The sequence below is a fragment of the Castellaniella sp. genome, assembly GCF_049671645.1.
GTDB lineage: Bacteria > Pseudomonadota > Gammaproteobacteria > Burkholderiales > Burkholderiaceae_B > Castellaniella.
The window spans coordinates 1-26167 of record NZ_JBATVG010000007.1 but is presented as its reverse complement, the minus strand read 5'-3'; the positions used below and the strand labels follow the sequence as shown (position 1 = coordinate 26167).

Genomic DNA, 26167 nt, shown 5'->3' with positions numbered 1-26167 from the left:
CGGCCCGTCAGCCCAGATGCACCCAGACCGACTTGGTCTGGGTATGCGCAAGCAGCGCTTCGAAGCATTTATCCCGTCCGTTGCCGGACTGCTTGTAGCCCCCCCAAGGCTGGGTCATATCGCCATGGTCATAGCAGTTGACCCAGATCATCCCGGCCTCGATATCTCGCGCCATCCTGTGAGCCCTGCTCAGGCTTCCGGTCCAGACGCTGGCGGCAAGGCCGTAGATCGAATCATTGGCGATCCGAATCGCTTCGTCCGGCGTCTCGAACGACATGACCGCGGCCACCGGCCCGAAGATTTCCTCGCGGGCGATGCGCATTGCCGGCCGCACCTCGGTGAACAAGGTGGGGGCGACATAGAACCCGCCTTCCACGGCCGATCCCAGGCTGCCTTCATAGGCCAGCGTGGCCCCCTCTTCTCTGCCATGGGCAACATAGCCCAGCACCCGCTCCCGCTGCTCCCGGGTCACCAGCGGCCCCATGGTGGTGGCAGGGTCCAGCGGATGGCCCGGCGCGAAGGCGTTCGATGCCTTGTCGAGCACCCGGGCCAGGAAATCGTCATGGATCGATGACTGGACAAGAATCCGCGAACCCGCCGAACAGACTTCGCCCTGATTGGCGAAAATGCCGTTCACCACGTACTCCGCGGCGACATCGAGATCGACCGCATCCGCCAGGATGATCTGCGGGCTCTTGCCGCCGCATTCGGTGGATACCCGCTTCATATTGGACTGGCCTGCATAGATCAGCATCAGCTTGCCGACCTCGACCGAACCGGTGAATGAGATCTTGTCCACATCCCGATGCAGCGCCAGCGCCTTGCCGGCCTCCTCGCCCAGGCCGTTCACCACGTTGAAGACTCCCGGGGGGCCTCCCGCCTCGACGAACAGTTCGGCGAGCAGCAAAGCGCTCAGGGGAGATTGTTCGGCGGGCTTGAGCACGACGGAATTTCCCGCCGCGAGAGCGGGCGCCACCTTCCAGGCAGCCATCATGAGGGGGTAATTCCACGGAACAATGCACCCGACCACGCCCAGCGGCTCACGGGAGATGTAATGCAGAGAATTGGCATCGGTATTGGTCAGGTGTCCCGTCATCTTGTCGATGCACTCCGCGAAAAACTGGAATGTCAGTTGACTGAACGGCACATCGCCTGCAAGCATGTCGCTGATCGGCTTGCCCATGCACAGCGTATCCAGCAGCGCAAATTCCTCTGCGTCGCGTTCGATCAGACCCGCCAGGCGGTACAGCACATCCATACGGTCGCGCGGATCCATCCGGGACCAGACTCCGTCCTTGAACGTCTTGCGAGCCGATGCGACCGCAACGTCGATATCATCGGCGCCTCCTTTGCCGACCTTCGCAAGTACCGAGCCGTCGGCCGGATTGACGACGGAGAATACGCCCCCGCCGATGGCATCGCGGAACTCCCCGTCGATGTAATGCCGAGTCCTGATCTTGGCCTGGGCGGCGCGCTCTTTCCACTGCGCAAAGGTAAGCGGGTGCATGGTCGACCTCCTGGTTGGAATGGGTGCAGGAAAATTGGCGGGGCGGGGCCGCCAGGCGGCCCGCCCGCTCAGGTAGGTGGATCAATATTGACGCGGGCGCGTGTAGACGCCGCGCTCGAACAGCTTTTCGATCACACCGAGATGGCGCGTATCCTTCTTGTACAGTTCCTTGAAGGTGCGGATCGCCTCGCCATTGGTGGCGTTTGCGGGATAGATCGTCTCTGCGTATACCTCACGCAGGACTTCCGTCTTGAGCAGCGAGGGAAAGTTGCGGCTCGGATCCGACCGGCGCTGGCGCAAATGCTCCAGGCGAATGGTGCCCGACACCATGCCTTCGCCGGGCCAGGGAATCCGCGACACGATCTGGCCGTCATAGTCGACGATCATCGAATCTCCGGCCATCATGGTCTTGGCATGCTCGGGGCCGATCACGCCGCCCATATTGGGCGCCACGACATAGCTCAACGTCGCCAGCGCGCCGGCGCGGTTGGTCATTTCGAACCAACCCTTGCTCACGCCGGGTTCCGCCAGCGCCGGGCGAATGATGACCTCTGCGCCATTGACCTGCACGGCGCGGAAATACTCCGGGTGGTAACCGTCGTTGCAGATGATGGTGCCGATCTTTCCCAGCGGCGTGTCGCTGACGGGAAACAGCGTCTGCAGCATCGACTTGCCCTGGCCGAACACCTCCAGATACTCATCCAGCACTTCGAACGGGCTGGTGGTGATCTCGTAGTGAATGGCAGGGGAGAACTTATGGAATTTGTGGATGATCTCGCCATTCGGATCGATGATGAAACCACAATTGAAGATCCGGTCCGGCCACTGCGGCAGCACTTCCAGCGCCACCCCGTACAGATAGATTCCCATTTTCTTGGCCAGAGCCGCCAGTTTGTCGGTCTCCGGGCCGGGAATGGTGATGCCGATTTCCTGGACATGCACGTCCAGGTTGGCGCGCATGGTGTAGCCCTGCAGGAAATCCTCCGGGAACGCCACCAGCTTGACGGGCGCATACGGTTCATAGTCGATCTGCATGTCCGGCGCCTTCGCGTTGGGCACCGAATACAGCGATGATTCCAGGATCTCCAATGCACGGTTGAGATTCTGTTCGAGCTGCTTGCGTTTGAGCACGACGATCGGCTCGGATTGCACAGCCACTGCAGTATACGTATCGAAGATTTTCATCAGAAAAACCCTTTCAAATCCAGATTAATAAACATGCTTCCATCGGCGCAGCCGGCCATTCACATAGATTCTCGTGTCATCCGCATTCCACTCCACTCGTATAGTTCCGCTTCCCGCCACCGAAGCTGACAAAGAATGCAAGTCGATGTTCGGCGCCGTTTCCGCCAACATCGAGTACTCGCCTATGGCGATATGCGCCTCGCTGATGCCGCCGCGATAGACAGCATCGTTGATCAGGCCCTGCGCCGCGCAGACAGACCCCGCGCCCGGATCAACGGATGCGGCGGCCGGGGTGCACCGGATGTTTCCGGGGCGGACCAGGCACTGGACATCGGTCCCCGGCGCGGGGGCCTGCCCGAGCGCTGGCAAAATCAACCGGCCGACCTCGCTGTCCACGACTGAATGCGTCGGGCCGGCTTCGATGAGGGTGCCGTTGAACAGATTCGACTTGCCCACGAAACGCGCTACGAAAATCGTTTCGGGGTACTCGTAGATGATCGACGGCGCATCGATCTGCTCGATGTTGCCGTTATTCATGACGGCGATCCGGTCCGACATCGAAAGCGCCTCGTCCTGGTCATGCGTCACAAAGACCGTCGCCAGTTGCACCGAGCGCTGCAGGGTCTTGAGCTCTCTTTGCATATCTTCGCGAAGCTGCCGGTCGAGCGCGCCAAAGGGCTCGTCCAGAAGCAGCAGATCCGGTTTGATGACCATTGCGCGGGCAAGCGCCACCCGTTGCTGCTGTCCGCCGCTGAGCTGATTGGGCCGCCGGTCGGCGAAATTCTCGATCCGCACCATGCGCAAGGCCTCACGGACCCGCCTGTCGGCCGCCTCGCCCTTGACGCCCCGCATCCGCAGCCCGAAGCCGACGTTCTCGGAGACGGACATGTGGGGAAACAGCGCATAGTTCTGGAACACCATGCCGGTATTGCGCTTTTCCGGCGCCAGGTGATCGACGCGGCGGCCTTCGATATGAATCGCCCCGCTGGTGGCGTTCAGGAAGCCGGCAATCATCGACAACGTCGTCGTCTTGCCGCATCCGCTGGGCCCCAGCAGCGACAGGAACTCACCGCGGCGGGCCACGAACGATACGTCGTCGACTGCGACCGTATCGCCGAAAGTGTGCCGCACATGCTTCAATTCCAGCGTGTGCCGGGTATCGTCGCCAGACGGCTTCGCGCTGGAGGCATCCGGCATGTTCGAAAGGTCGTTTGTCATTCTGGCCTACACAATGAATTCACGAAGATTGGCAATCCGCTGGGCGACGTAAAGCGCCAGCAGGATGAGCACGAGCTGAAACGAGGCGATTGCAGCCACACCCGGGTCGTAATTGCTCAGCATGTAGCTGAAGATGGCGATCTGAATGGTCGTCGAAGACGACGTGGTCAAGAACAGCGGCACCGGGACATTGATGAAGGAGATCAGCAGGCAGAAGGTCGCGCCTGCGATGACGCCTGCCTTCATCATCGGCAGAGTCACCAGCCGGAAGGTGTTCCACGGATTCGCGCCCAGCGTCCGGGCCGCCAGTTCGCACGATGGCGTCGCGTGACTCAGGACTGCCGTGCATGTGCGCAGCACGTACGGCATGCCGATCACGGTGTGTCCAATGACAATCGCCGCGAGCCCCCGATTCCAGCCTGCGGCGCTCCACAGATACAACAACGCAAGGCCGAACACTACCCAGGGGACGGCGATGGGAGACATCAGGAACGTATACAGCGCATCCCGGCCGGGAAAGCGGCGGCGGACAATCACGATGGCGGAGGGAACCGCCAGCGCAATCGACGCGGTGGTGCTGAAAATGGCCACGATCACGCTGTTGTAGACCGCCAGGCGGATGGTCTCCGACATAAACGCGGTCCGGTACCAGCGCAGCGTGAAGCCGTCGGGCGGGAAACGCATGTAGCTGGCCGTATCGAACGACACCACCACCACCAGCAACGCCGGAAACAGCAGAAAGACAATGATCAGCACCAGGTAGAAGCGCCAGGCGGCCCGCAGCAACCCGTTGCGCACCCTGTGTCCCATGGAAGGGACCTCCGTTCTCGTGTCATCCATCACAGCACCTCTCGCGATTTGCTGATCTTGAGCTGGAGCCAGAGCACGCTGAGCGCTGCCACCAGCAAGATGAGCGACAGGGCGGCCGCGAAATTGCGATCATTGGCCACCGCATACTGCTCCCAGATGGACACGGAGAGCACCGTATTCGACGTCCCGCCAAGCAGCAGCGGCATCACCAGCGCGCCGCTGGTCTGCATGAACACCGCCAGGAACCCCGCGGCGACCCCCTCCGCGCTCAGCGGCAAAGTCACCATGAGGAACGTCCGCACCGGGCCGGCCCCGAGATTGCGGGCGGCGCGCTCCAAGGAAGGATCTATGTTCTTCAGCACGGCTGCGATCGGCAGCACCATGAAGGTGAAGATGACGTTCACCAGTCCCACCGCCATGGCCGGCCAGGTATAGAGCAGCCCCAACGGCTGATCGATGATTCCCAGGGCGTCGAGCAAGGTATTGATGAAGCCGTTGCGCCCGAGGATGATCAGCCACCCGAGCGTGATCATGTTCATCCCGACCGCCATGGGAATCAGCGTCACGAAGTAGACGAAGCCGCGATAGCGTGACCGGGAGCGGACCAGGAAATAAGCGACGGGATAGGCGAGGATGGTGGTAATGAACGCAACGGCCAAGCCCAGGAGGACCGTGTCCAGCAGAACCTTGAGGTAGTACGGCGAAGACAGGAACTTGGCGTAGTGTTCCAGGCTCAGCAGCCCCAGCCCCAGGGAAAACGACGGCGGGTGCCCCGCGCTCATCAATGTGATGAGCGCCAGGGGGATCAGATAGAACAGCGCCAGAAACGCAGTAACCGGAACCAGGAGCTTCATGGGAGGACCGGTCAAAGGCCTCGTCGATACAGGCGCGGACAATTTGCTCAACATGCCAGCCCTCTTGTCGGTCAGGATCAGGTACGGATCTTCTGATTCCAGGTCTGGATCATCCCGGGAGTCAGTTTGGCCAATTCCCGATACGGCGGGATGATGCCCTTGGACGCCGGCAGAATCTGATGCCGGCTCGACTCGGGGTACTGGACCTTGGCATTCGTCACCGCGTAATTGATCGTTTGGTGGAATCGCAGTTGCGGCGCCGGATCCAGCAAGGTATTCAGGAATTCCAGCGCCAGCGCCTCGTTCCCATTTTTCACAACCTGGGACGCCATGCCCGAAATCAGGACATGGGAATCCATGCGCTGGAAGCCCAGATAGCTGGCGCCGCCTTCGATCAGGGAATAGATCCGGCCGTCCCAGAACACGCCGATGTCGACCTCCCGGCTGGTGATGAGGCGCTCGACCTCGCCGGAATTGGCCCAGAATTTGACGACGTAGGGCTTCACCCGCTCGATGGCATCGAATCCGAGCTCGATATTGTCGATACCGCCGCCATGGGCCGCCGCGTAGGCCCAGATGAAGGCATTGCCCCAACCGTAGGAAATGTCGGGCAGCGAGAGCGATTTGCCAAACTCGCCCTTGCCCGCACGCTCGAAGAACTCGACCCAGGACTTGGGCGGGTCCTTGATTTTTTCCTTGTTGTAGAAAAATCCGGCGGCGGAATACATGTACATGGCCGCATAGTCATCCCAAGGCGCGCGGAAGATCGGCGGGATGTCGGCCAGGTTGGGAACCTTGTCCTCGGTCAGCTTGACGGCCATGTTCTGTTCCATGAGCCGGTAGGCCAGCGTTTCGCTGTTGTCGATCGTGTCCAGGGGCGGTTTACCGGGCTGGGACTCGATCTGGCTCATCCATTGGGAAGGGCCGCCCAGGACGATGTCGACGTCGGCCCCGGTGCGCTCTTTGAACAAGGGAATGAAATCCTGGCGGATGGAGCGTTCCCATAGCCCGCCCAATGATGTCACGACGATCCGCTTATCCTTGGCATAAACCAGGTTGGATGTGAAGAACGGGGATGCTGCGATAGCACCGACGCTGGCGGCCAGCAAACGGCGACGGTTGAAGTTCGGCATAGCGAGTTTCCTCCAGGGAAATCATGTGGTCATTTGTTTGAACGACCTCGAAATGTCTTCTGCATGCTTCTTGATCAACTGCCCAACAACTTCAATGTCTTTCGACGTTGTGCGAAAAGACGGGAACGACACCCCGATGGCAGCGAATACGCGTCCATCCGGAGCAAACAGCGGTACTGAAATGCCAACGATGTCCTCCACGAACTCGCCGGCGGAGACGAAATAGCCATCCTCTCGGCCTTGCGCCAGCAGCGCCAGGAACTTCGATTCGTCAGTGACGGTGCGATTCGTCATGGGGGAAAGGCCATGACTCAGGACGGCGTCCACCGCATCCTTTTCGCTCTGGGCGAGGATGGCCCGGCCCGATGCGACGCAATAGGCGGGCGCCCGATCACCGCGACGCACGACCGCCTGCACCCGCTGCTGGCTGTCGACAATATCCAGATAGATCACCTCGGTTTCATCGAGCACGGCCAGATGGGATGTCTCGCCGCACTGTTCGGCCAGTGATCTCAGCGACCCGCTGGCGATCATCAGCAAGTGATCCCGCATGTAGAACCGCTGCGCCAACTGCACGATCTTTGCGCCCAAGGCGTATTTGCCATCCCGCGCATTGCGACTGACGTAGCCGCCCTGCTCGAATGCACCCAAGTAGCGCATGGCAGTCGCCTTCGACAAATTGCAGCGCTCGCTCAGTTCGCTGAGGGTCAGCAAATCGTCGGTGGCCTGCAGGGCCTCGAGGATAGACATGGCATTGATGATCGAGCGGGCCACCTCGGGTGTCGCCGACGCTGGTTTTTTCTTTTTATCCATCTTTTTCTAGCCTAATAAAAAATGAAACTGCGATTTCATATTTTTATGATGGCATAGAAGATCATGTGTGTCAACGACTCGTCGGCGTTCTTGCAAGTGCGGATCCGCACATGCCGAAACCCAGATCCGGGCGGCTTGGCAAGCAGCATTCATTGAAAACCGGATGGGGAAGGCTGCCCGGCAAACCGGCGGCCAGTTGCGGCTCCGGGCGTGCGGAGGCGATCCCGGTTTCGCATGAAGAGACGGTGAGCGCCGGCGCTCTTGTCCGAGGCGCACCAGGCGGCGGGACCAAGAGGACCGAAAGAGAACAGGCGGGTATCGAGCAGATCGGCCGCACCCGCGCCGTGCAAAGCGACGATGCGGATGAGGCGCCCCAAACGTAAAGGCCCCGCCTTCTGGCGGGGCCCTACTGCCACTGGAGCAGTAAACACTGCATGGGCGCAGTGTGAAGTCAACGCCACTGAGGCGAAGAATCGCTACCATCCGGTAGCAATTTCAGTATAGGCACCTGGCCGTCAAAGCACAAGATCCGTAATTACCCCTAGGAGCTTTGATGCGAAAGCGCGTAATCCAGGGCGGCGCACACTGCGGCTGCCTGGGCGGCATTGCACTGATCCGCCGTCGCGTTGGGGCTGTCCGGATAGACCTCGGTCGTGGTGCGATACGGGGCATCCGTAATCCCCGCGCACAAGCCCAGGGACCTCAGCGCATAACGGATCACTCCCGGCGCCATGACGGGCGAACCGATGATTTCGCCGCGCTCGTCTGCCGGGGCGATATGCGTGACGCGGGCCACGGCGTCGATGATCGCCTGCTGGAAGCCCGGCTGAGGCGCATCGGTGTCGTCCACTAGGTAGAAACCGTCGGGAATTCCGCCGGGAGCGAAGGGCCGTCCATCCCGGGCGGCCAGGGCCGGGCGGAATTCAGTTTCGTCCGAATCCGTGGTTTCATGCAGATCGATATGCACCCGCACCTGCGCGGCAAAGGGTTCGACCAGCCGCATCAGGGCGGCGGATTCCCGGGCAGGACTATTCGCCCGAAAAGATCGGTTGGGGTCCAGGGCCTGCGGATTCCAGCGATGGATGCGCTCGAAGCCCCAGGGGCTGACGCAGGGCGCGACCACCAGATCGCAACGGTCTTCAAAATCCGCCGCGTGCCGTGAAGCGAACTGCAAGGCCCCCATCACCCCGCTGGTTTCATAGCCATGCACCCCGCCCGTCACCAAGGCCACGGGCCGGTCGCCTTGCCAATGCCGGCTGCGCAAGGCCATCAGGGGATACACGTCGGGCGCATAATCCAGCGAACCGTACTGCACGACATCGAACCGTCCGCGCAGATCATCCACCGCCCGCAGCACCAGATCGGCATAGCTGCGCTGGCGCCGCTGCCGCCCCAGCCAGGCGGCGACCTCGTCCGCCCCCCAGGGCGTTCCGGGCGTACCGATCGGATAAAAGGCGGATGACATAGGGATCTCTCCAAACATGAAAAATCGGCGGCCACTGTAGCACAGGGCCCGCCCCCGGCGAACAGGCCGCGCGCCGTCACTGCCTGCGGCTTTCCCCCAACGCCAGATACCACGACAGGCAGTCGGGATTGCTCATGGCGTCCGGGTTGATGACCTTGTCCAGCGGTTCGCCCAACAGCAGCCGCTTGACGGGCAGTTCCATCTTCTTGCCGCTCAGGGTGCGTGGAATCGCCGGCGCCACCAGAATGGCGTCGGGCACGTGACGGGCCGACAGGTTGTCCCGAATGGCCGTTTTCATTCGCGCCGCCAGCGCCTCGGTCAGATCCTGTCCATCGCGCAGCACCACGAACAGAGGCATGTAGGATTCCCGGCCCAGGTACTCCAGATCGACCACCATGCAATCCAGCACTTCTGGAAAGGCCTCCAGGACGCGATAGATCTCGGCCGTTCCCATGCGGATTCCATGGCGGTTGATGGTCGTGTCCGAACGGCCATAGATGATGGCGCCGCCACGCGGCGTGATGCGGATCCAGTCTCCATGGCGCCAGACCCCGGGAAAGACGCTGAAATAGCTGTCGCGATATCGGCTGCCGTCCGGGTCGTTCCAGAAATACAGCGGCATGCAGGGCATGGGCTCGGTGACGACCAATTCGCCCACCGCGTCCTCCAGCGATCGGCCGGCGTCATCATAGGCGCGCACGGCCGTTCCCAGATAGCGGCACTGCATCTCGCCCGCATACACGGGCAGCACGGGACACGGCCCGACGTAGGCGGCCGCGACATCGGTGCCGCCGCTGAGCGCCGCCACCAGGACATCCGGAAATTGCTGCATCAGCCAGCGATAGCCGTCATCGGACAGGGGGGATCCCGTAGACCCCACGGTCTTCAGCGTCCCCGAGCGCAGGCGCCGTCCCGGTTCGATGCCGGCCTTGCGGCAGGCCAGGAAGTACGCGGCCCCCGCCCCGAAGAACGTCATCCCGGCCTGATCCGCAAAATCCCACAACGTATTCAGATCCGGATAGCCGGGATTGCCGTCATACAGGCAGACCGTGGCCCCGGTCAGCAGGCCCATCATCTGGATGTTCCACATGATCCAGCCGGTCGTGGTGAACCACATGAAGCGATCCTGCGGACCGATGTCCATCTGCAGGGCCAGATCCTGCAGCCCCTTGAGCAGCACGCCGCCGTGGCCATGCACGATGGGCTTGGGCAGCCCCGTCGTGCCGGAGGAATACACGACCCACAGCGGATGGTCGAAAGGCACTTGCTCGAAACGCATGGGGTCCGCCGGCTGCGCCAGCAGATCGTCCCACGCCAGGGCGCCGTCCAGGCGGGCCTGCGGGTCCAGGTACGGCAGCAGCACGACCTTGCCCAGCGTCGGCAATGCATCGCGCAGCCCCGCCACGACCTGCAGGCGATCGAAGTCCTTGCCGCCGTATCGATAGCCATCGACCGCCAGCATGACCTTGGGATCGATCTGGCGAAAGCGATAGAGCACGCTGCGCGTGCCCATGTCCGGGGAACAGCTGGACCAGATCGCCCCCAGGCTGGCCACGGCCAGGAAGGCCACCAGGGTCTCGGGCAGATTGGGCAGATACGCCACCACCCGGTCGCCCGGCCCCACCCCCAGGGCGCGCAAGCCCTGCGCGGCGGCGGCCACCTGCGCGCGCATCGCCCCCCAGCTCAAGGCCTGCTGCGGCCGGATTTCCGAACGCGACACAATGGCCGGGCGGTCGGGTTCGTCCAGGTGAAAACGGAAGACCTGCTCGGCCAGGTTCAGGCGGGCGCCCTCGAACCACTGCGCCCCGGGCATCGCGCGGCGATCCAGCACGCGCCGGTAAGACGCCGAGCTGCGCAGATCGAAGTATTCCCACACCGATTCATAGAAATCTTCCAGATGGTCGACGGACCACTGCCACAAGGCGGGGTAATCCTGGAAATCCTTGCCCCGGTGCGCACGCAGCCACTGCTGATAATCCGTGATGCGGGCCTGGGCGACACGCGCGGCGCTGGGCGCCCACAAAGGACTGCTGTCAGGACTGCTCACCGGAAGTCTCCTCGCATTATTTTTTGATCGCACTAGCTTATACCGTTATGCCGCGCCCCGTGGCGCCACTATTCCGCGCCCAGCGAACCGCCCTGCTTGCATTGGCCGCCCCCGCCGCCGCATACTGGACCGATCGCACATCGGCCTGGAATCCGGCATGACACACGCAGACATCACTTTGGAACAACGCGCCCGGGGCGCGCTCATGGGCGCCTACATCGGCGACGCCCTGGCCCTGGGACCGCACTGGTATTACGACCTGGACGCCCTGCAGCGCGACTACGGCGCCTGGATCACGGACTACACCGATCCGCGCCCCGACCGCTATCACGGCGGCCTGAAGGCCGGGCAATCGTCGCAGGCCGGCTACATCCTGGATCTGCTTGCCCAGTCGCTGGTCGAACGCGAACACTACGACGAAGCCGACTTCTGCCGACGGCTGGACCAGGACCTGTTCCCGCAACTGGACGGCACCCCCATGAACGGGCCGGGCGGCTACACCAGCCAGTCGATCCGCGAAGCCTGGCGGCTGCGGGTGCGCGAACACCGTCCCTGGGGCCAGGTCTCGGGCCTGGCCGACACGACCGAAGCCGCCGAACGCATCCCGGCCCTGGCGATCCGCTACGCGCTGCGGCCCGCCGAACTGGCGCGGCAGGTGTCGGCCAATACTCTGCTGACCCAGCACGACACCACGGTGATGGCCATGACCGTGGCCTACGGCTGCGTGCTGGGCAGCCTGGTGCGCGGCGAACCCCTGGACGCGCAGACATCCGATCGCCTGATGACGATGGTGCATGACGGCGCCCTGCCCTTTCACGCGGTCACCTCCGTCGGGGAACAGACACCGCCGCCCGGCCCTGAAGCCCCCCGGCAGGCGGGCCAGTTCCCGTCCCCCGACGCCCTGCTGACGACCGCCGGCATCCTGCGCGCGGCCACCGACCCCGATATCCGCATCGAGCCGGCCTGGAAGGCATCCCTGGTCTATGGCATGCCCTGCGCGGTGTACCATCAGTTTCCCGCCGCCTATTACCTGGCGGGCCGATTTCAGGGGGACTTCGAATCCGCCGTGCTGCACGCCGTCAACGGCGGCGGCCAGAATCAGGCTCGCGCCATCCTGACCGGGGCGCTGGCCGGGGCCATCGGCGGCATCCAGGCCATCCCCGACCGTTTCCTGAGCGGGCTGGAACACAGCAGCCAGCGACTGGCCTGGGCCGAACGACTCGCCCGTCAGGCCGCTAGCGCACCGGCAGAAAATTGAAGAACAGCAGCCCCTGCAGATAATTGATGCCGATGCGCCGGACGTTTTCGTCCTGCAATTCGGCGACCAGATCCAGCCGGGCGATCATGCGGCCGAATTCGCGCTCGAAGCTCAGGTTGGCCACCCCGTTGCCCAGTTCATTGGACAGCAGCAACGGACGGCCCTGGGCATCGCGCCGGCTGGCCAGCATCCAGGCCGCCACCTCCACGTTGCGGGCCGCATTGAAGACATGGCGGGCATCCACCGCATCGCCCACGTGAAAGCGTGTGCGTCCGCCGTGGGCCGCGATGATCATATTGGACAGCCCCAGCACGAAGGCAGCCACCCGGTCGCCCGGATAGCGCGGATCCATCGCCACGGACAGGACCTCGATATCCCGCAGACCGTCCAGTTCCTTGGGCACTTCCCCTGTGCGGATGCGCGCATCCCCCTGGGCCAGAGCGGCTTTCAGATCGGAGAAACCGGCCTTGCGCCATTCCCCCGGATTGCGGCGGTACAGTTTTTCCAGCAGGCGGACCAGGCTGTCCAGATTGTCCCGCATGGCCAGTGTCTGAAGGCGGTTGTTGTCGTTCTGCACCAGTTGATCGGCTGAAAACGATTCGCCCCGCAACCCCTCGACCGGCGGCGACGCGCAGGCCGACAGCATCAGCGCCAAAGCCGCGCCCAGAAGCCCGAGCACGGCCCGGCGTCCGGCGCCCGGGGTAGCCATCAGTACTGCCGCGCCCGGTCCACGACGCCGGTGATGGGTTCCCCCCGGACCACGGCCCGGACCTTGTCGGCGATCTGCCGCACGGTCAACGCCATCAGGCTGGCGCCCGCCACGTGCGGCGTCACCTGGATGCGCGGGTCCGACCAGAACGGATGATCGGACGGCAGGGGTTCCCGGGAAAAGACGTCCAGCGCCGCTCCCCGCAAGCGCCCGCTGTCCAGACAGGCCAGCAGGTCGGATTCGACCAGATGGTCCCCCCGGGCGATATTGATCAGGTAGGCATCGGGCCGCAGTTGCTCGAGCACGGCGCGCGACAGGATGCCGCGCGTGCCTGAGGTCAGCGGCAGCACATTGACCAGCACCCGGGTCCGGGCCAGAAAACCCGCCAAATCATCCTGCCCGAAGGACTGAGCCCCCGCCACCGGGCGGCCGCTGCGCGACCAGACCGCCACGGGATAGTCCAGCGCGGCGCAGGCCTGCGCAACGCGCGCGCCCATCACGCCGCCGCCCATGACCCCGACCGTCCAGGCATCCCGGTCGATGTCGTCCAGCGGCTGCCAGCGGGCCTGTGCCTGCAGATCGGCATAGCGGCCCAGATCCCGGGATTCACGGATCAGGTAGTGCAGGACATATTCCGCCATCTGCACTGCCATGCCGCCGTCTTCCATGCGCACCAGCGTGATGTCGTCCGGCAGATCCGGGATCCGCAGCAAGGCATCCACCCCGGCGCCCAGATTGAAAAGATGCGTGAGCCCGGGTTCGCGGACGAACAGATCGGCCGGCGGCGCCCACACGACGGCGGCATCTGCGCGCCCCTGGGGACCGCCATCATCCCACAGGCGCACGCTGTGTTCCGGCAGCGCCTGCCGCAGGGCGTTGACCCACTCCAGGGGATTCGATTCGTGACGGGAAGCGAAGACGATTTCCATAGACGGGCCGTCAGGCCGGGGCAGCCATGCCGCCCTGCGCTGAACCAACAGTGGTGAATGACCTCGGGACTGTAGCACAGGGGGAATGGGGATCCGGGCCTCAGGCCAGCAGCCGTTCGAAGATGTCGTCGGAGCCCATCTGCCCGCCCTTTAGCATGAGCGACAGCCCATCGAGCCGGGGAGCATCCGCATGCAGCCGGCACAGCGCCACACCGGGCTCCAGCGTCCGCCGGTAGGTCAGCGCCCAGGCATCCAGCGCCTGCATGCAATGGCTGGACGTATCGCCCCCCGACAGGCCCAGGCGCCCGGGACGGACTTCGCGGAGCACGTCCGCGGCCAGGCCCGCCCCGGCCCTGGCCAGTTGGGCGGGATCCAGGCGCGGCGCGGCCGCCGCCCCCGAACGGTCCACCCAGTGCGCCAGGACGTGATGGCCGGACTGCAATGCCCTCACGATCCGGTCCCGAGCAGCGGCGCGCCCGCCCGAGGCGCCATCCAGCAGATCGCCGACGGCCACAGGAACCCGGTCATACGAGCGAGCCGCCTGAATCTGCCGGGCCGTGCGTGGCGACAAGCTGCCGGAAAACACCAGCACGGGGCCGTTCGGGCGATCGGCATCCGAAGCGGCCTGCTCTTCGGCCCGCGCAGCCGCCTGGTGATCAGTTGTCGCCCACTGCGTCAGCAGCGCCTGCTCGACGCTGCTGGGCCCCACGGCCAGCAGCGGCTGGCGCCGGGCCTGCCGCCACAAGACCCGGCCGATCACCGCAAGATGCGCCGGCGCAGCGACATCCAGCAGAACCCCATCCGGGCCGTCCGCAGTCGCCTCGGCCACCCGCGCGTCCAGCCGATCGGGCGCCTCGTCATAGACCGGGTAGGCAATGCCGGCCATGGCCTTCATCCCCTGGCGGGCCAGATGCCGGCGCAAATCGGCCTCGTCCATCGGCGTCACCGGATGGCGACTCATGGTCGGGTGCCGATCCAGGCGGAAGACTTCGCCCCCCACCTGGAAGGCGGCGAACAGATTGCCGAACACGCAATACCGGCCCAGATTGGGCTGCCCGCCCACAATCGGCACGAACGGCCCGACTGGCAGACGATCCCGCAACACGCTCACGGCCAGCCCGACATTGCCCACCGACGGGCTGCTATCGAAGGTGGAGCATGTCTTGTAATGCACCACGGGCGGACACCACGGCGCGAGATGATCCGCCAGCCCGCCCAGCTCCGCCTGCAGTTGCCGGCGGGTCATGGACCGGGATGCGCCCGCGATCCCCAGGCAATCCTGGGGGCCGATGGCCGCCCGCTGCCCGGCGGTGGGCAGGCCCAGGAACAGCGTCGCCCGCAACCCCGCTCGCGCCACCGTGGCCAGCGTATCGGTCGCCCCCGTGAAATCATCCGCGTAAAAGACCAGTTTCAAGTCCGGCACGCCTGATGCGGCGTCCCCTCCGGGGAGCTGCCGGGGCTGCTCAGCGGCCACCGAAGAACTCCAGCGCCCGGCGCAGTTCGGGCGCCTGTCGGGCGAAATCGGCCAAGGCCACGCCGCTGCGTGCGGCTTCCCAGGCCTGGCGCAGGCTACCGACCCCGGCGGCGGGGCCATCGGGATGCGCCAGGATCCCGCCGCCCGACATGAACAGCAGATCGTCGCCCACGGCCTGATACGTGGCCGGGACGGTCCCCGCCCACTGCCCGGAGGAAAACGCCGGCATGACGGCGTCATCCCGTTCCGTCGCCAGCGGCGCCAGGCAGGCCTGGGCGGATTCCACGACCTCGGCATCGGTCTGGGCGAACTTGCCCTGCAGACCATGCACGTGCATGTGATCCACCCCGGCCAGGCGCCACAGCGTCTGGTACGCCTGGAACGAAATGCCCAGCAGGGGGTGGCGCGACATCGAGCCAAAGCCGTTTCGATGTCCATGAATGGCCAACGGCGTGCTGCGGCGCAGGCTTTGCACAGCGGAAAACCCGCAGCTATTGAGGCTGACCATCACACAGGAGCCTTCCTCGCGGCGCACCAGATCGGCGTGACGGCGCATGGCATCCAGCTCGTCGCTGATGTTGAAGGCCACCATCACCGTCCGGCCTGTGCGCGCCCGATAGTCGCGCACCGCCGCCATCACCGCCGGCACCCTTTCCGACAGCGGCGCATGCGCAGGGTCGGCGCAGATCTCGTCGTCCTTGATGAAGTCGACACCCGCTTCGCACAGGGTTGTCACCAGATCCGCCGTCTGCCGCGCGGACAGGCCCACATTGGGCTTGATGATGGTGCCGATCAGCGCCCCCTGCTCCACCCCCGTGACCGCCCGCGTGCCGCGCACGCCGTGGGTCGGGAAATCGAACCGCGCCCGATAGGCCGCAGGCAGGCGCAGGGCGTCCAGCCTCATGCCCGTGACTTCACCCAGGTCATACAGATTGCCCGCCACCGTCGCATACAGCGTGGGCAGGTTCGCGCCCACATTGGCTACCGGAAACCGGATACGCACCCGGGCTTGAATCCAGGGGCCCGCCGTTTGACGACGGGACAGAAAAGCGTTGGGCAGCGCCGGTTCCAGCGCCTGACCCAGGACCTCCACATCCAGCACCGAGGCCCGGGCGCGGCTGCGCAGCTCGTCGGTTTCGCCCGCCACCCGCGTGAAGGTGCCGCAGGACTGTTCGCCCGCCATCACCTGCGCGACGCGATCCGGGTCCAGCGGCGTCTCGATCAGATAGTCGGCTTCGTAGTCAAGATCGTCCATGGCTGACTCACAGCGTGTTCAGATCGGGGAACGGCCGGATCGGGTCGCGGCCGTCCCAGCCCTCGGCCGCGTGGCGGATCAGGTCGAACAGCGCGCCCTTGGGCCCCAGGACCTCGGACAGTTCAATCACCGTGCCCGGGTGGTATTCCGTATCGAAATAGATGAAACGGCCGTTCTCGCCGACCTCGCCGCCCATGACCGGCTTGAAGCCCTGCGCCAACAGGCGTTCCAGGTCCGCATCGTACTGGCGGGTCCAGTACGCCACGTGCTGCAGCCCTTCATGCCCGGCCTGCCGGAAATCCCGGTACATGGACGGCACATCGTTGCGGGTCTGGATCAATTCCACCTGCACATCGCCCGAATTGGCCAGGGCCACGGAATTGTGGGGCTCGTAGGACTGTCCCCGGTACTGGTAGTTCTGGATCGGCACCTTGGGGTTGTAATACCAGGGGCCGACGCCCAGGGTCCGGCTCCAGTAGTCCATCGCCGCTTCGATGTCCTTGACGACATAGCCCAGTTGGCGGATTTCCCCGAAAAAACGACTCATTGCTCGTGCTCCTCATCTTGCATCCCGCGCGTCAGGCGCAGGACGACATCAATCTTTCATGCGCCTTCGGCGCGCTCCCATTCAACGGATGAACAGGCTTGGAAACCAGGTGGACACCGCCGGCACCAGCGTGACGACCAGCAGCGACAGCAGCAGCGGAATGAAGAACGGCAGGGCCCCCGCGATCACGCGGTGCAAGGGCATGCGGGCCATGATGCTGACCATGTACAGGCTCATGCCCACCGGCGGGGTCAGCAGGCCGATCATCAGATTCAGCACCACGACCACCCCCAACTGCACGGGGTCCACCCCGGCGGCCAGCAGCGCCGGCGTCAGGATCGGCGCCAGGATCAGGATCGCGGCAATCGATTCCATGAACATGCCGACCACCAGCAGCAACACATTGACGATCATCAGCAGGACAAACGGGCTGCTGGACAGATGCAGGAAGAATTCCGTCGCCAGCATGGGCACCTGATCAATCGTCAGGACCCAGGCGAACAAGGCCGCCGCGCCCACAATGAACAGCACGCTGGCCGTCGCCCTGACGGTTTCCCGGGCCGCATCCCAGACACCGCGCAACGTGAGCTGGCGATAGACGGCGAAGCCCAGGAACAGGGCGTAGACCACAGTCACCCCGGCCACTTCGGTCGGCCCGAACAGGCCGCTGACCAGACCGCCGATCAGCACCAACGGCGCGCACAGCGCCGGAAACGCCACCAGGGCCTGGCGTAGCAGCGCCCGCGCATTGACGACGATGGTGTCGCGCGGCAGATTCTGGCGCTTGGCCATGACCGCGATCTGCACCATCAGCAGCACCGTGATGATCAGCCCCGGCACGACACCGGCCAACAGCAGCTTCACGGCGGACACTTCGGCGGCCGAGGCGAAGATGATCAGCGGAATGCTGGGCGGGAAAATCGGCCCGATCGTGGCCGCCGCCATCGTGATGCCGGCGGCGAATTCCGGTTTGTAGCCCTGTTCCCGCATCAGGCGCATCTGGGTGCCGCCCAGCGCCCCGATATCGGCCAGCGCGGCCCCCGACATTCCCGAAAAAATCAGGCTGGTCAGCACCGACACATGCCCCAGTCCGCCGCGGATGCGCCCGACCAGCATGCGCACCAGCGTGAACAGCCGATCCGTGATGCCCGACGCATTGAACAGACAGGCGGCGAAAATGAACATCGGCACCGCCAGCAAGGGGGTGGAATCCAGCGCATTGACCATGCGCTGCGCCAGCACCGACAAGGGCAGGTCGAACCACCACAGCACGATGCCGGCCGACATCCCCATGGCCACGGCAATGGGCACCCCCATCAGCATGATCACCAGGAACAGAATCAGAATGGTCAGGCTCATCATGACAACGCCCCCTGTCGATCGGCGGCGGCGGCCGGCCGGATGGCGCGGGCCAGACGCAGGACAACCACCAGGGTGAACAACAGCATCCCGACCACCACCGGCAGATAGAACACCAGATTGGGCATCCGCAGCGCCGGCGTCGCGAATTTGCCGGCCTTCATCAGGAACAGATAACTGCCGTACAGGAACAGGCCGCAGAACGCCAGGACGATGAGTTCGTTGATGACGGCCAGCAGCCGGCCGGCTCGCCCCTTCAATCGCGAGCTGAAAATGTCCACGGCAATGTGGCCATCCTGCAGCAGCAACAGGGGGATGGCGAGGTAGACGATGCCCAGCCCGCCGTACCGGGCCAGTTCATCCGCCCAGGGCAGGCCGGCCTGCCAGAAGTTGCGCGCCGCGACCTGCAGCACGACTAGAAAGGTCGTCAACAGCAGCATCACGATCGCCAGTCTTTCAAACCCGCGACAAAGGCGCGGCAACAACGCCGCAAGACGGCCCGGCGGCGGCCCGTCCGGCTGGATCAAGGTGGAAGACATGATGTGGGGGCTCCCCGCCACACCGGATAAACCGGCGCGGCGGCATAAAGGCTGATGATGAACGGTGAAACCCGGCGGACCGGCTTACTGGATGGCAGCGATCTGCTGGTAGAGTTCGCCGTATTTCGCGCCGAAGCGTTCCTGCACCAGTTTGTGCGCACGGTCCTGGAAGACCTTCAGGTCCAGACCGTCTTCGGGGCCGACGATTTTCATGCCCAGCTCCTTCAGCTTGGCCAACTGGTCGGCTTCCTGGGACAGCACCATTTCAGTGGCCTTGGTCCGGGTTTCTTCCGCCGCACGCGTGAACGCCGCACGCTGCGCATCGCTGAGCTTCTTCCAGGTGCGGTCGTTCATGATGATGAGTTCCGGATTGGTGATGTGTCCCGTGCGCATCAGATGCGACTGCGATTCATACAGCTTGTTCGACAGCACCACGTCCACCGGGTTTTCCTGGCCGGACACCTGGCCGGTCGCCAGCGCCGTGGGCACTTCCGACCAGTCCACCGGCACGGGGACGGCCCCCAGCGCCTCGACCGCGGTCATGTAGATCGGAAACGGCAGAGACCGGATCTTCACCCCCGCCAGGTCCGCCGGGGTGCGGACGGCCTTGTTGGCCGTCAGTTCACGGGTGCCGAAATCATAGGCGTACAGGACGCGCACGCCGGCTGAATCGATCAGCCCCTTGTTCAATTCCTTCATGACCGGCGACGCGATATCCGTCACCTTCATCAGATGATCGACGTCCCGATACAGGTAGGGGGTATCCAGCGCCGCCACTGGTTCATACAAAGCCCCGATGCCGCCCGCCGTGTTATGGGACAAGGCGATCACACCCGTGGAGGTCGCTTCGGCCAGTTCCTGAAGCTTGCCCAGTTGCGACGACGGATACACCTGGATGACGACTTCGCCGTGGGTGTATTCCTTGACCTTGTCGGCGAACATCTGGGCCTGTTGACCCGCCACGCTGTTTGGGGAGTTCATATGCCCATACCGCAGCGTCAGGGTGGCGGCCGTGGCATGACTGGCCGCCAGCCCCAGGCTGGAGGCCAGGATCGCCCCGAGCAAGCCGTGGCGAAACAGAAGAGAGGCAGGTTTCATGGGATGTCTCCGTGATTGAATTTGAGGTTTGATATTCAGTCTGCTCTTGTATGAGCGTAAGTGTTCAATATATGATCTCTATGGTCAATCATATGTACTGATTGTTTTTGATGTGAATAATACCGAACTTCCATCCACTCGCAGGCGCCCCGGCATCCGCGAAGTCGCCCAGGCTGCCGGGGTCTCCACCGCCACGGTCGACCGCGTCCTGAACCAGCGTCCCGGCGTGCGGGCAGCCACGGTGCAAGCCGTCTTCCAGGCGGCTGCCGAACTGCGCTATCTGCCGCAGGCGGATCTTTATCGGGCGCTGCAGCCCCACCCGATGCGTCTGCTGTTTCTGCTGCCGGCCGGCACCAACCGCTACCTGAACATGCTGGGGGACTACGCCGGCGCCACGCACGACCACACGGACCCGTTCAACGTGCAGTGCCGCAGCCGATTCGTCGAAGGCTTCGATCCCCGCATCCTGGCCGCTACCCTGCTCAGGGAAGGCAAACGCGCCGATGGCATCGCCTTCATGGCGCTGGAACACCCGGTGGTGCGCGAAGCCGTCAATCAGTTGGCTGACCGGGGCGTGCACACCATCACCCTGATTTCCGACCTGTCCCGGTCCGCGCGCGCCGCCTACGTCGGACTGGACAACCGGGCCGCGGGCCGCAGCGCCGGCCTGCTGATGGGGCGATTCATCGGCCCCCGGTCAGGACGCGTCGCCATGATCGCCGGCAGCCGCCACTATCGCGGCCATGAAGAACGCGAGATGGGTTTCCAGGACGTGCTGTACGAAAAATTTCCCGCCCTGCAGGTGATCGGCCTGAAAGAAGGCCACGACGACGCCGCCATCAATTACCGCCAGGCCCGCCAATTGCTGGACCAATACCCGGACCTGGCCGGCATCTACAACATCGGCGGCGCAGCCGACGGCGTCGGCAAGGCCCTGAAAGACGCCGGCCGGGACCAGGACATCGTCTTCATCGGCCACGGCCTGACCCCCGACACCCGCGGCCTGCTGATCGACGGCACCATGGACGCGCTGTTGAACCAGAACCTGCAGTCGACCATCCTGTCCACCGTGCGCATCTTCGCCAACGTCCGGGCCGGGCGCGAGCCCATGGCGGGCATCGAACCCATGCAGATCAGCGTGGTGTTCAGCGAGAACCTGCCCTGATCCGCTAGACTGAGACTCCATCACACGGCTTCTTGCGGGAGACCCCAGTGGCAGACACCACCATCAACGTGGCTTACACATCCGACGACTGGCGCGGCGTCGCCCTGTCGAACTTCAGCCTGTCGCCATTCCTGCTGGACGGTGTGCTGCTGGCCTCCATCGAAGGTTTCATCCAGGGCATCAAATTCCCGGAAGGCCACCCGGCACGCGCCCGGGCCTTCGCATCCACCGCCTGGCAGGCCAAGGAATGCGGCCAGGGCGCGGACAAGGCCTTCGCGTACTGGGGCCCCACGCCGCTTCCGTTCGGTTCCGCAGCCCACCATCAGTTGGTGGAGCGCGCCCTGCAGGCGAAATTCGCCCAGAACCAGGGGCTGTGCCATGTCCTGCGATCCACTCAGGGGTTGGAGATCTTGCACCAGACGGGCGAAGACGTGGAACCGGCCAGGACGTCGATCCCGGCAGCGGAATTCTGCCGGATTCTGACGGAGATCCGGGACGGGCTGATTTAGCCCGCCGTCGCGCCAGGCGCCACGGCGCGATCCATCAAGCCGGCCGAACGCCTCCCCGGCGCTCGATACCTAAGACGCTCCGCGTTTCGCATGCAAAAACCCGCACCCCGGACAGAAACCGGAGTGCGGGTGCAAGGCTGGAAAGCGCAGGCTGGGACTTAGCCCTGATCCACCTTCAGCTTACCGTCATTGATCAGGCTGTTGATCAACGCCGTCTGATCGCCGACGTCATGGCCTGACGTAAGGTCCACATTATCAATGACGATCTGCTGGTCATGGCCGTTGGCGACATCCCCCGTGGTGCTGACGTTGATGATCGTCTTGCCCGTATCGGCGCCCGTGCCTCCGGCAATGTGCAGATACTGGGTAAGATCGCCATGATCGCCCGGCGTGGCGCCGTCCGTGTGCCCCGACAACAGATCACTCAGGTCGAGCATATCCTTGCCATTGGAATCGGAGTGCCCAGGAGAGGCGATGCCGAAGTCCGTGACATGATCCACCGCCGCCGGATGTCCGTCCGGAGCCCGGTCGCTCAGCTTCCAGACAAAGACGTCGTCGCCCGCGCCGCCGGTCAGGAAGTCGTTGCCGGCGCCGCCATGCAGATGGTCATTGCCGTCTCCCCCCACCAGCGTATCGGAGCCCTGACCGCCGAACAGCGCGTCGTTGCCGTTCGTGCCATGCAGCGTATTGGCGTCGCTGGACGAGTTATCGATGGAAACATCGAAGTTCGTCGAGGCCTGATCGGATGTGCCGTCCGTCACGGTGGCGCCCAGATGCAGGGTCAGGCTGTCCTGGTCAACGGCATGGGTGACGTCATGGGGATCGGCATGCCATTTCACATCGATTCGCTCATCCACCGAGAACTGGCTGGAGGTATCACCCGCTCCGATGACGATATGATCGATGTCCCTGCCGCCCGACGCCTGGATCGTGACATCCTGGGTTCCGGAATCACCGTTTGAGTTCTCCCACCAGGACCTCGACGCCGCAGTCACATTCACATCTTCGTGTGAACCGTCGGTATAGAACACCGTGATACGCGCAGTATCTTCATCCCCCCTGGGACTGTTCCAGCCATCGTCCGCCCTGCGATCTCCGAACTGATTCAAGGTCAGGGCCACCTCGGTGATGTGCCGGCCTTCGGCCGCATTGGCGCTGAAATCGAGCACCAGTTTTTCACCGTAAGAGCCATCCGATTTGCCACCCGACTCGGTGTTGTTCTGGATGAACTGACTATCGTATATATCCTTCTTGCTCCCATTGCCTTGACCATAGACCCAATTCGGGTTGTCGACACTAATGCCACGGTTATTGGAGCTGTCGATCACAATGTTCGCTGACGTATCAGTTCCAGCATCCCTGACGCCTTCGGCCCCGCCCTTGTCCAGGAAGGACGACAGCGTCAGCTTGATGCCATCATTAATGCTGCTGACGGTTTCTTGACTGCCGGAGCTGCCGAAACTGAAGTTTGCCGTTCCACTGGCCCCAGGCACTGTCACTGTGTACTCGGTCACCGGATCCAACGCATCGATCATATGCACAGCATAGGTGCCGTCGGCCGCAGACCCGGACACCTCAAACACTTTATGCCCCGGATCATCCTGGTAGACCGCATACAGTTTGCCCGTCGCGGCATCCTGCTGGTACACCAGAGCGTGCCCGCCGGACGTCAGGGAGATCGTCTGCGGCGAACCGTCCACCATGACGCTGGTCGTCACCGCCGAGCCGTTCAGGCTGGCCTGGTCCGCTCCCGTGATGGCGATCGTGGCCCCGGATACATCCTTGCCCACATCCAGGCCAGTGTCCGCGACGGTCATCAAGCCGGCCTCGTTGGCCAGCAGGGTGCTGTCCGCCGCGTGATCGACAGTCGGTACTGTCGGGATGTTCTTGTAGCCGCTCAGGTCGATCGTGATGTGCCCGACCTGGGTATCGCCATCGGCATCCGTGACGGTGTAGTTGTAGGTCAGGCTCTTGTCGCCGATCTGGAAATTATCCCGAGCAGCCCGGCTCATCTCGAACACGTAATGCCCATCGGCCCCCACCGTCAACGTACCGTACTGATTGGTGATGACCGTGGATCCGCCGACCCCCGAGACCCCGTTTTCCCAGACCACCGACCCGGCGCCGTCGGCGCCGTACTGCCATGTCGTAATGCCGGAGCTCTGATCGAACAAGTCCCCTTCGACCCGAGGCAACGCGTCCGTGGAGGCAATCGTGGCATACAGGTCGAAGGAATTCGCCTTGTTCTCCTGCGTGTGGATCGTCGACACCAGGTTCCCATTCGCATCCAGGAAACCCTTGATATCTAGGACATAGGTCCGATCGCCCACCGTGAAGGTCTGCGTGGCCGTCGAGTTTGTGATGGACACGATATCGTCGTCCCGCGAATCACCGTAGTTGTTCGACGTTTCCGTATGGCTGAGCTTGATCGTGTGATTGACGACGTGTTCGACGCCGTCAATCATCACGTGGATGGAGACCTGCAGGTCGACCGAGGTCAGCGAATTTCCCGAAACCGGGAAATTATTGTGGGTGAACGTCCCCAGCTTGAACGTGGTATCCAGGAGATTGGAATCGGCGCCTCGCAGTCCCTCGTTATCCACGAAGGCGTAGCCCGAGCCCTGGCTCTTGTCGCCCCAGACGATTCGATCGATCCCGGGATCGCTGTCGTTATTGATCGTCTGAGTCAGAGAGCCGCTGTTCTCCAGCTTCCAGTTCGTGAAACCGGATTCCAGTTCGCCCACGCTGATGACGCTGACGGGGATGCCCAGGTCGCTATCGGCATTGGGGTTGTTGGCCGGGGCGTCGTCCTGGATATGGATCGTCAGATTGGACGTTCCCGACGAACCCTGCGAATCCGTGACCTTGACCTTGACGTCGAAGGATGTCACATCGTTCTGCGGGTTATGGCCCGGGTGTTCGATGGGAGCAAGCAGCTTGACCGTGTAATTCCCGCTGTCGTCGATGGTGACCGCAATCACATCATGACCAACAGTATTCCCCGTATCCTTCGTACTGCCTGTCAAGGTATGGCCATCATCGGAGATTTCCCAATGCACGGGGCGCCCATCCGACTTGAAGGCGCCTTGGGGCGGCTTCAGCAGACTGACGTGATGAGCGGCCGTATCACCGGGATCGGTAATCGTCAGAGAGCCTGTCATCAGGGTATTCAGACTGGCTTCGGAGACCATCAGCATCGCGCCGGAAACGACAGGTGCTGCATTCACATCCACCACGAGAGCGGACGACGAAGTCACATCCCCATCACTATCCCGTGCAACGATGTCGAATTTATATTCTTGATCCGCGGGAAGGACGAGATGGGATATCGTGACATCCGTACTCATCTGAAAATTAGCTTTACTGTTTTCGTCGATATTTTCTATTTTGAGAACACTGAACGGAATGCCCGGTTCGATAGTAATGGGCCCAGCAGACGAAATTTCTAACGTGCCGTTTTCCGTCTGACCAGTCAATGGGTTTGTAGCTGTCCACTCGATCGTGACGGGCCCAAATTTAACATCCGCAATCTGAATTGTGAGCGATTGCAGGATATCCGGATCCGTAGCGGCCGGATCGTTTCCAACAGCACCAGGGTCATGGAACTCCATTTCGAACCACTCGCCCCGATCAACAAACAGGTTACTCACACCAAATGCGGAACCGTTGGAATTCACTCCTGTCCCATTCGACTGGAACTCAACCCGACCAGTCTCATTCAATAGGGTATTAGGATCATCTGCCAGCTCACGGAAGCCTGGCCCACCAGCGCCCAGAGAACCAAACGAGATCGGCTCGGATGTCGCGGCTTTCGGCGTGATCAATTCGAACTTATACTCGCCCGTCGCATCGACAGTCAGAGAAAACACTTCCGTCACCGGATCAGACCCAGTGACGTACGCAGTGAGTTTAGTGACACCGCCACCAAGATCCTGCTCGCTATACGAAATCCCTTCTATCACCGGACCAGTAATATCAAACGGATTGCTCAAGTTCGGGCCATCCGCCCCAAAATCGACGTCGAATGAGCCAGTAATCGAGCCTGCCTCGTTCTGCATCTCGCCGGGAGTAAAAGCACCTAGCGTGGGCACATCGTCGGCAATGCCCACCTTCACGATCATGTCCACCTGGCTGCCGTCGCCCAGCGTCACCTTCACCGTCACGCTGTCGGCATCGGCCTTCGTGTCCGCACCCGCACCCGTGTGCGTGTACAGGCCCGTTTGCTGATACACCGCATGGCCCGAGGCATCCACCGTCACCGAGCCATAGGTCCCGCCGTAGGTGCCCGCAGCC

The 26167-nt window shown here is 63.3% G+C and carries 22 protein-coding genes; 4 read left to right on the top strand and 18 right to left on the bottom strand.

The genetic code is table 11. The features are described 5' to 3' along the window. Positions 1-7: 7 nt before the first annotated feature. From WBG56_RS01490 to WBG56_RS01460, 7 genes are all read right to left on the bottom strand, one after another. Positions 8-1507: an aldehyde dehydrogenase gene (locus WBG56_RS01490; protein WP_424264781.1), complete on the bottom strand. Its 1500-nt coding sequence runs from the start codon at positions 1505-1507 to the stop codon at positions 8-10. A gap of 81 nt (positions 1508-1588) precedes the next feature. Beyond that, a complete protein-coding gene (locus WBG56_RS01485; protein WP_424264780.1) occupies positions 1589-2692 on the bottom strand; it encodes a nitrilase-related carbon-nitrogen hydrolase in 1104 nt (367 codons plus the stop codon). A gap of 24 nt (positions 2693-2716) precedes the next feature. Beyond that, positions 2717-3889: an ABC transporter ATP-binding protein gene (locus WBG56_RS01480; protein ID WP_424264779.1), complete on the bottom strand. Its 1173-nt coding sequence runs from the start codon at positions 3887-3889 to the stop codon at positions 2717-2719. Between the two features lie 27 nt (positions 3890-3916). Continuing rightward, complete coding sequence (locus WBG56_RS01475; RefSeq protein WP_424264778.1) at positions 3917-4720, bottom strand: ABC transporter permease; 804 nt, start codon at positions 4718-4720, stop codon at positions 3917-3919. A gap of 29 nt (positions 4721-4749) precedes the next feature. Next, positions 4750-5574 (bottom strand): ABC transporter permease, encoded by an 825-nt coding sequence (locus WBG56_RS01470; RefSeq protein WP_424264777.1) that lies wholly within the window; start codon positions 5572-5574, stop codon positions 4750-4752. Positions 5575-5651: 77 nt separating this feature from the next. Continuing rightward, entirely contained in the window at positions 5652-6707 is a 1056-nt protein-coding gene (locus tag WBG56_RS01465) for an extracellular solute-binding protein (RefSeq protein ID WP_424264776.1), read from the bottom strand. Between the two features lie 21 nt (positions 6708-6728). Next, positions 6729-7520 (bottom strand): IclR family transcriptional regulator, encoded by a 792-nt coding sequence (locus WBG56_RS01460; RefSeq protein ID WP_424264775.1) that lies wholly within the window; start codon positions 7518-7520, stop codon positions 6729-6731. 110 nt (positions 7521-7630) lie between these two features. Here WBG56_RS01460 and WBG56_RS01455 point away from each other — a divergent pair, with 110 nt between their 5' ends. Next, on the top strand, positions 7631-7903 hold the full coding sequence (locus WBG56_RS01455) for a hypothetical protein (RefSeq protein WP_424264774.1): 273 nt from the start codon (positions 7631-7633) through the stop codon (positions 7901-7903). A 158-nt stretch (positions 7904-8061) separates the two neighbouring features. Here WBG56_RS01455 and WBG56_RS01450 read toward each other — a convergent pair whose 3' ends face one another. Then, positions 8062-8985: a M14 family metallopeptidase gene (locus tag WBG56_RS01450; RefSeq protein ID WP_424264773.1), complete on the bottom strand. Its 924-nt coding sequence runs from the start codon at positions 8983-8985 to the stop codon at positions 8062-8064. A gap of 76 nt (positions 8986-9061) precedes the next feature. Further along, the gene (locus WBG56_RS01445; RefSeq protein WP_424264772.1) at positions 9062-11032 is read right to left on the bottom strand and encodes an acetoacetate--CoA ligase; all 1971 of its coding nucleotides are present in this window, start codon (positions 11030-11032) and stop codon (positions 9062-9064) included. Positions 11033-11189: 157 nt separating this feature from the next. On the opposite strand from WBG56_RS01445, the gene WBG56_RS01440 reads away from it, so the two are divergent. After that, positions 11190-12290 (top strand): ADP-ribosylglycohydrolase family protein, encoded by a 1101-nt coding sequence (locus WBG56_RS01440; RefSeq protein ID WP_424264771.1) that lies wholly within the window; start codon positions 11190-11192, stop codon positions 12288-12290. Here WBG56_RS01440 and WBG56_RS01435 read toward each other — a convergent pair. The 8 genes from WBG56_RS01435 to WBG56_RS01400 form a co-directional block, all read right to left on the bottom strand. Further along, positions 12268-12999, bottom strand: a complete 732-nt coding sequence (locus WBG56_RS01435) for a hypothetical protein (protein ID WP_424264770.1) — start codon at positions 12997-12999, stop codon at positions 12268-12270. The genes WBG56_RS01440 and WBG56_RS01435 overlap by 23 nt on opposite strands. Then, on the bottom strand, positions 12999-13928 hold the full coding sequence (locus tag WBG56_RS01430; RefSeq protein WP_424264769.1) for a 2-hydroxyacid dehydrogenase: 930 nt from the start codon (positions 13926-13928) through the stop codon (positions 12999-13001). The genes WBG56_RS01435 and WBG56_RS01430 overlap by 1 nt, the downstream gene beginning before the upstream one ends. Positions 13929-14028: 100 nt before the next feature. Then, entirely contained in the window at positions 14029-15351 is a 1323-nt protein-coding gene (locus WBG56_RS01425) for a four-carbon acid sugar kinase family protein (RefSeq protein WP_424264768.1), read from the bottom strand. Between the two features lie 40 nt (positions 15352-15391). Then, positions 15392-16657 carry a ribulose-bisphosphate carboxylase large subunit family protein gene (locus tag WBG56_RS01420; protein ID WP_424264767.1) on the bottom strand — a complete coding sequence of 422 codons (1266 nt, stop codon included), beginning with the start codon at positions 16655-16657 and terminating at the stop codon, positions 15392-15394. 7 nt (positions 16658-16664) lie between these two features. Next, positions 16665-17204 (bottom strand): VOC family protein, encoded by a 540-nt coding sequence (locus WBG56_RS01415; RefSeq protein ID WP_424264766.1) that lies wholly within the window; start codon positions 17202-17204, stop codon positions 16665-16667. Positions 17205-17285: 81 nt separating this feature from the next. Beyond that, a complete protein-coding gene (locus tag WBG56_RS01410) occupies positions 17286-18566 on the bottom strand; it encodes a TRAP transporter large permease (RefSeq protein ID WP_424264765.1) in 1281 nt (426 codons plus the stop codon). Next, a complete protein-coding gene (locus WBG56_RS01405) occupies positions 18563-19102 on the bottom strand; it encodes a TRAP transporter small permease (RefSeq protein ID WP_424264764.1) in 540 nt (179 codons plus the stop codon). The genes WBG56_RS01410 and WBG56_RS01405 overlap by 4 nt, the downstream gene beginning before the upstream one ends. 84 nt (positions 19103-19186) lie before the next feature. Continuing rightward, positions 19187-20200, bottom strand: coding sequence for a TRAP transporter substrate-binding protein (locus tag WBG56_RS01400; RefSeq protein WP_424264763.1), 1014 nt, complete (start codon positions 20198-20200; stop codon positions 19187-19189). A 97-nt stretch (positions 20201-20297) separates the two neighbouring features. Between WBG56_RS01400 and WBG56_RS01395 the strand changes: the two genes are divergently transcribed. Both WBG56_RS01395 and WBG56_RS01390 read left to right on the top strand, forming a co-directional pair. Further along, positions 20298-21365, top strand: coding sequence for a LacI family DNA-binding transcriptional regulator (locus tag WBG56_RS01395; protein WP_424264939.1), 1068 nt, complete (start codon positions 20298-20300; stop codon positions 21363-21365). Between the two features lie 47 nt (positions 21366-21412). Next, positions 21413-21874, top strand: a complete 462-nt coding sequence (locus WBG56_RS01390) for a hypothetical protein (RefSeq protein WP_424264762.1) — start codon at positions 21413-21415, stop codon at positions 21872-21874. 158 nt (positions 21875-22032) lie between these two features. Here the strand turns inward: WBG56_RS01390 and WBG56_RS01385 are convergent, their stop codons facing one another. Further along, a complete protein-coding gene (locus WBG56_RS01385) occupies positions 22033-26133 on the bottom strand; it encodes a choice-of-anchor K domain-containing protein (RefSeq protein WP_424264761.1) in 4101 nt (1366 codons plus the stop codon). Between the last annotated feature and the right edge of the window lie 34 nt (positions 26134-26167).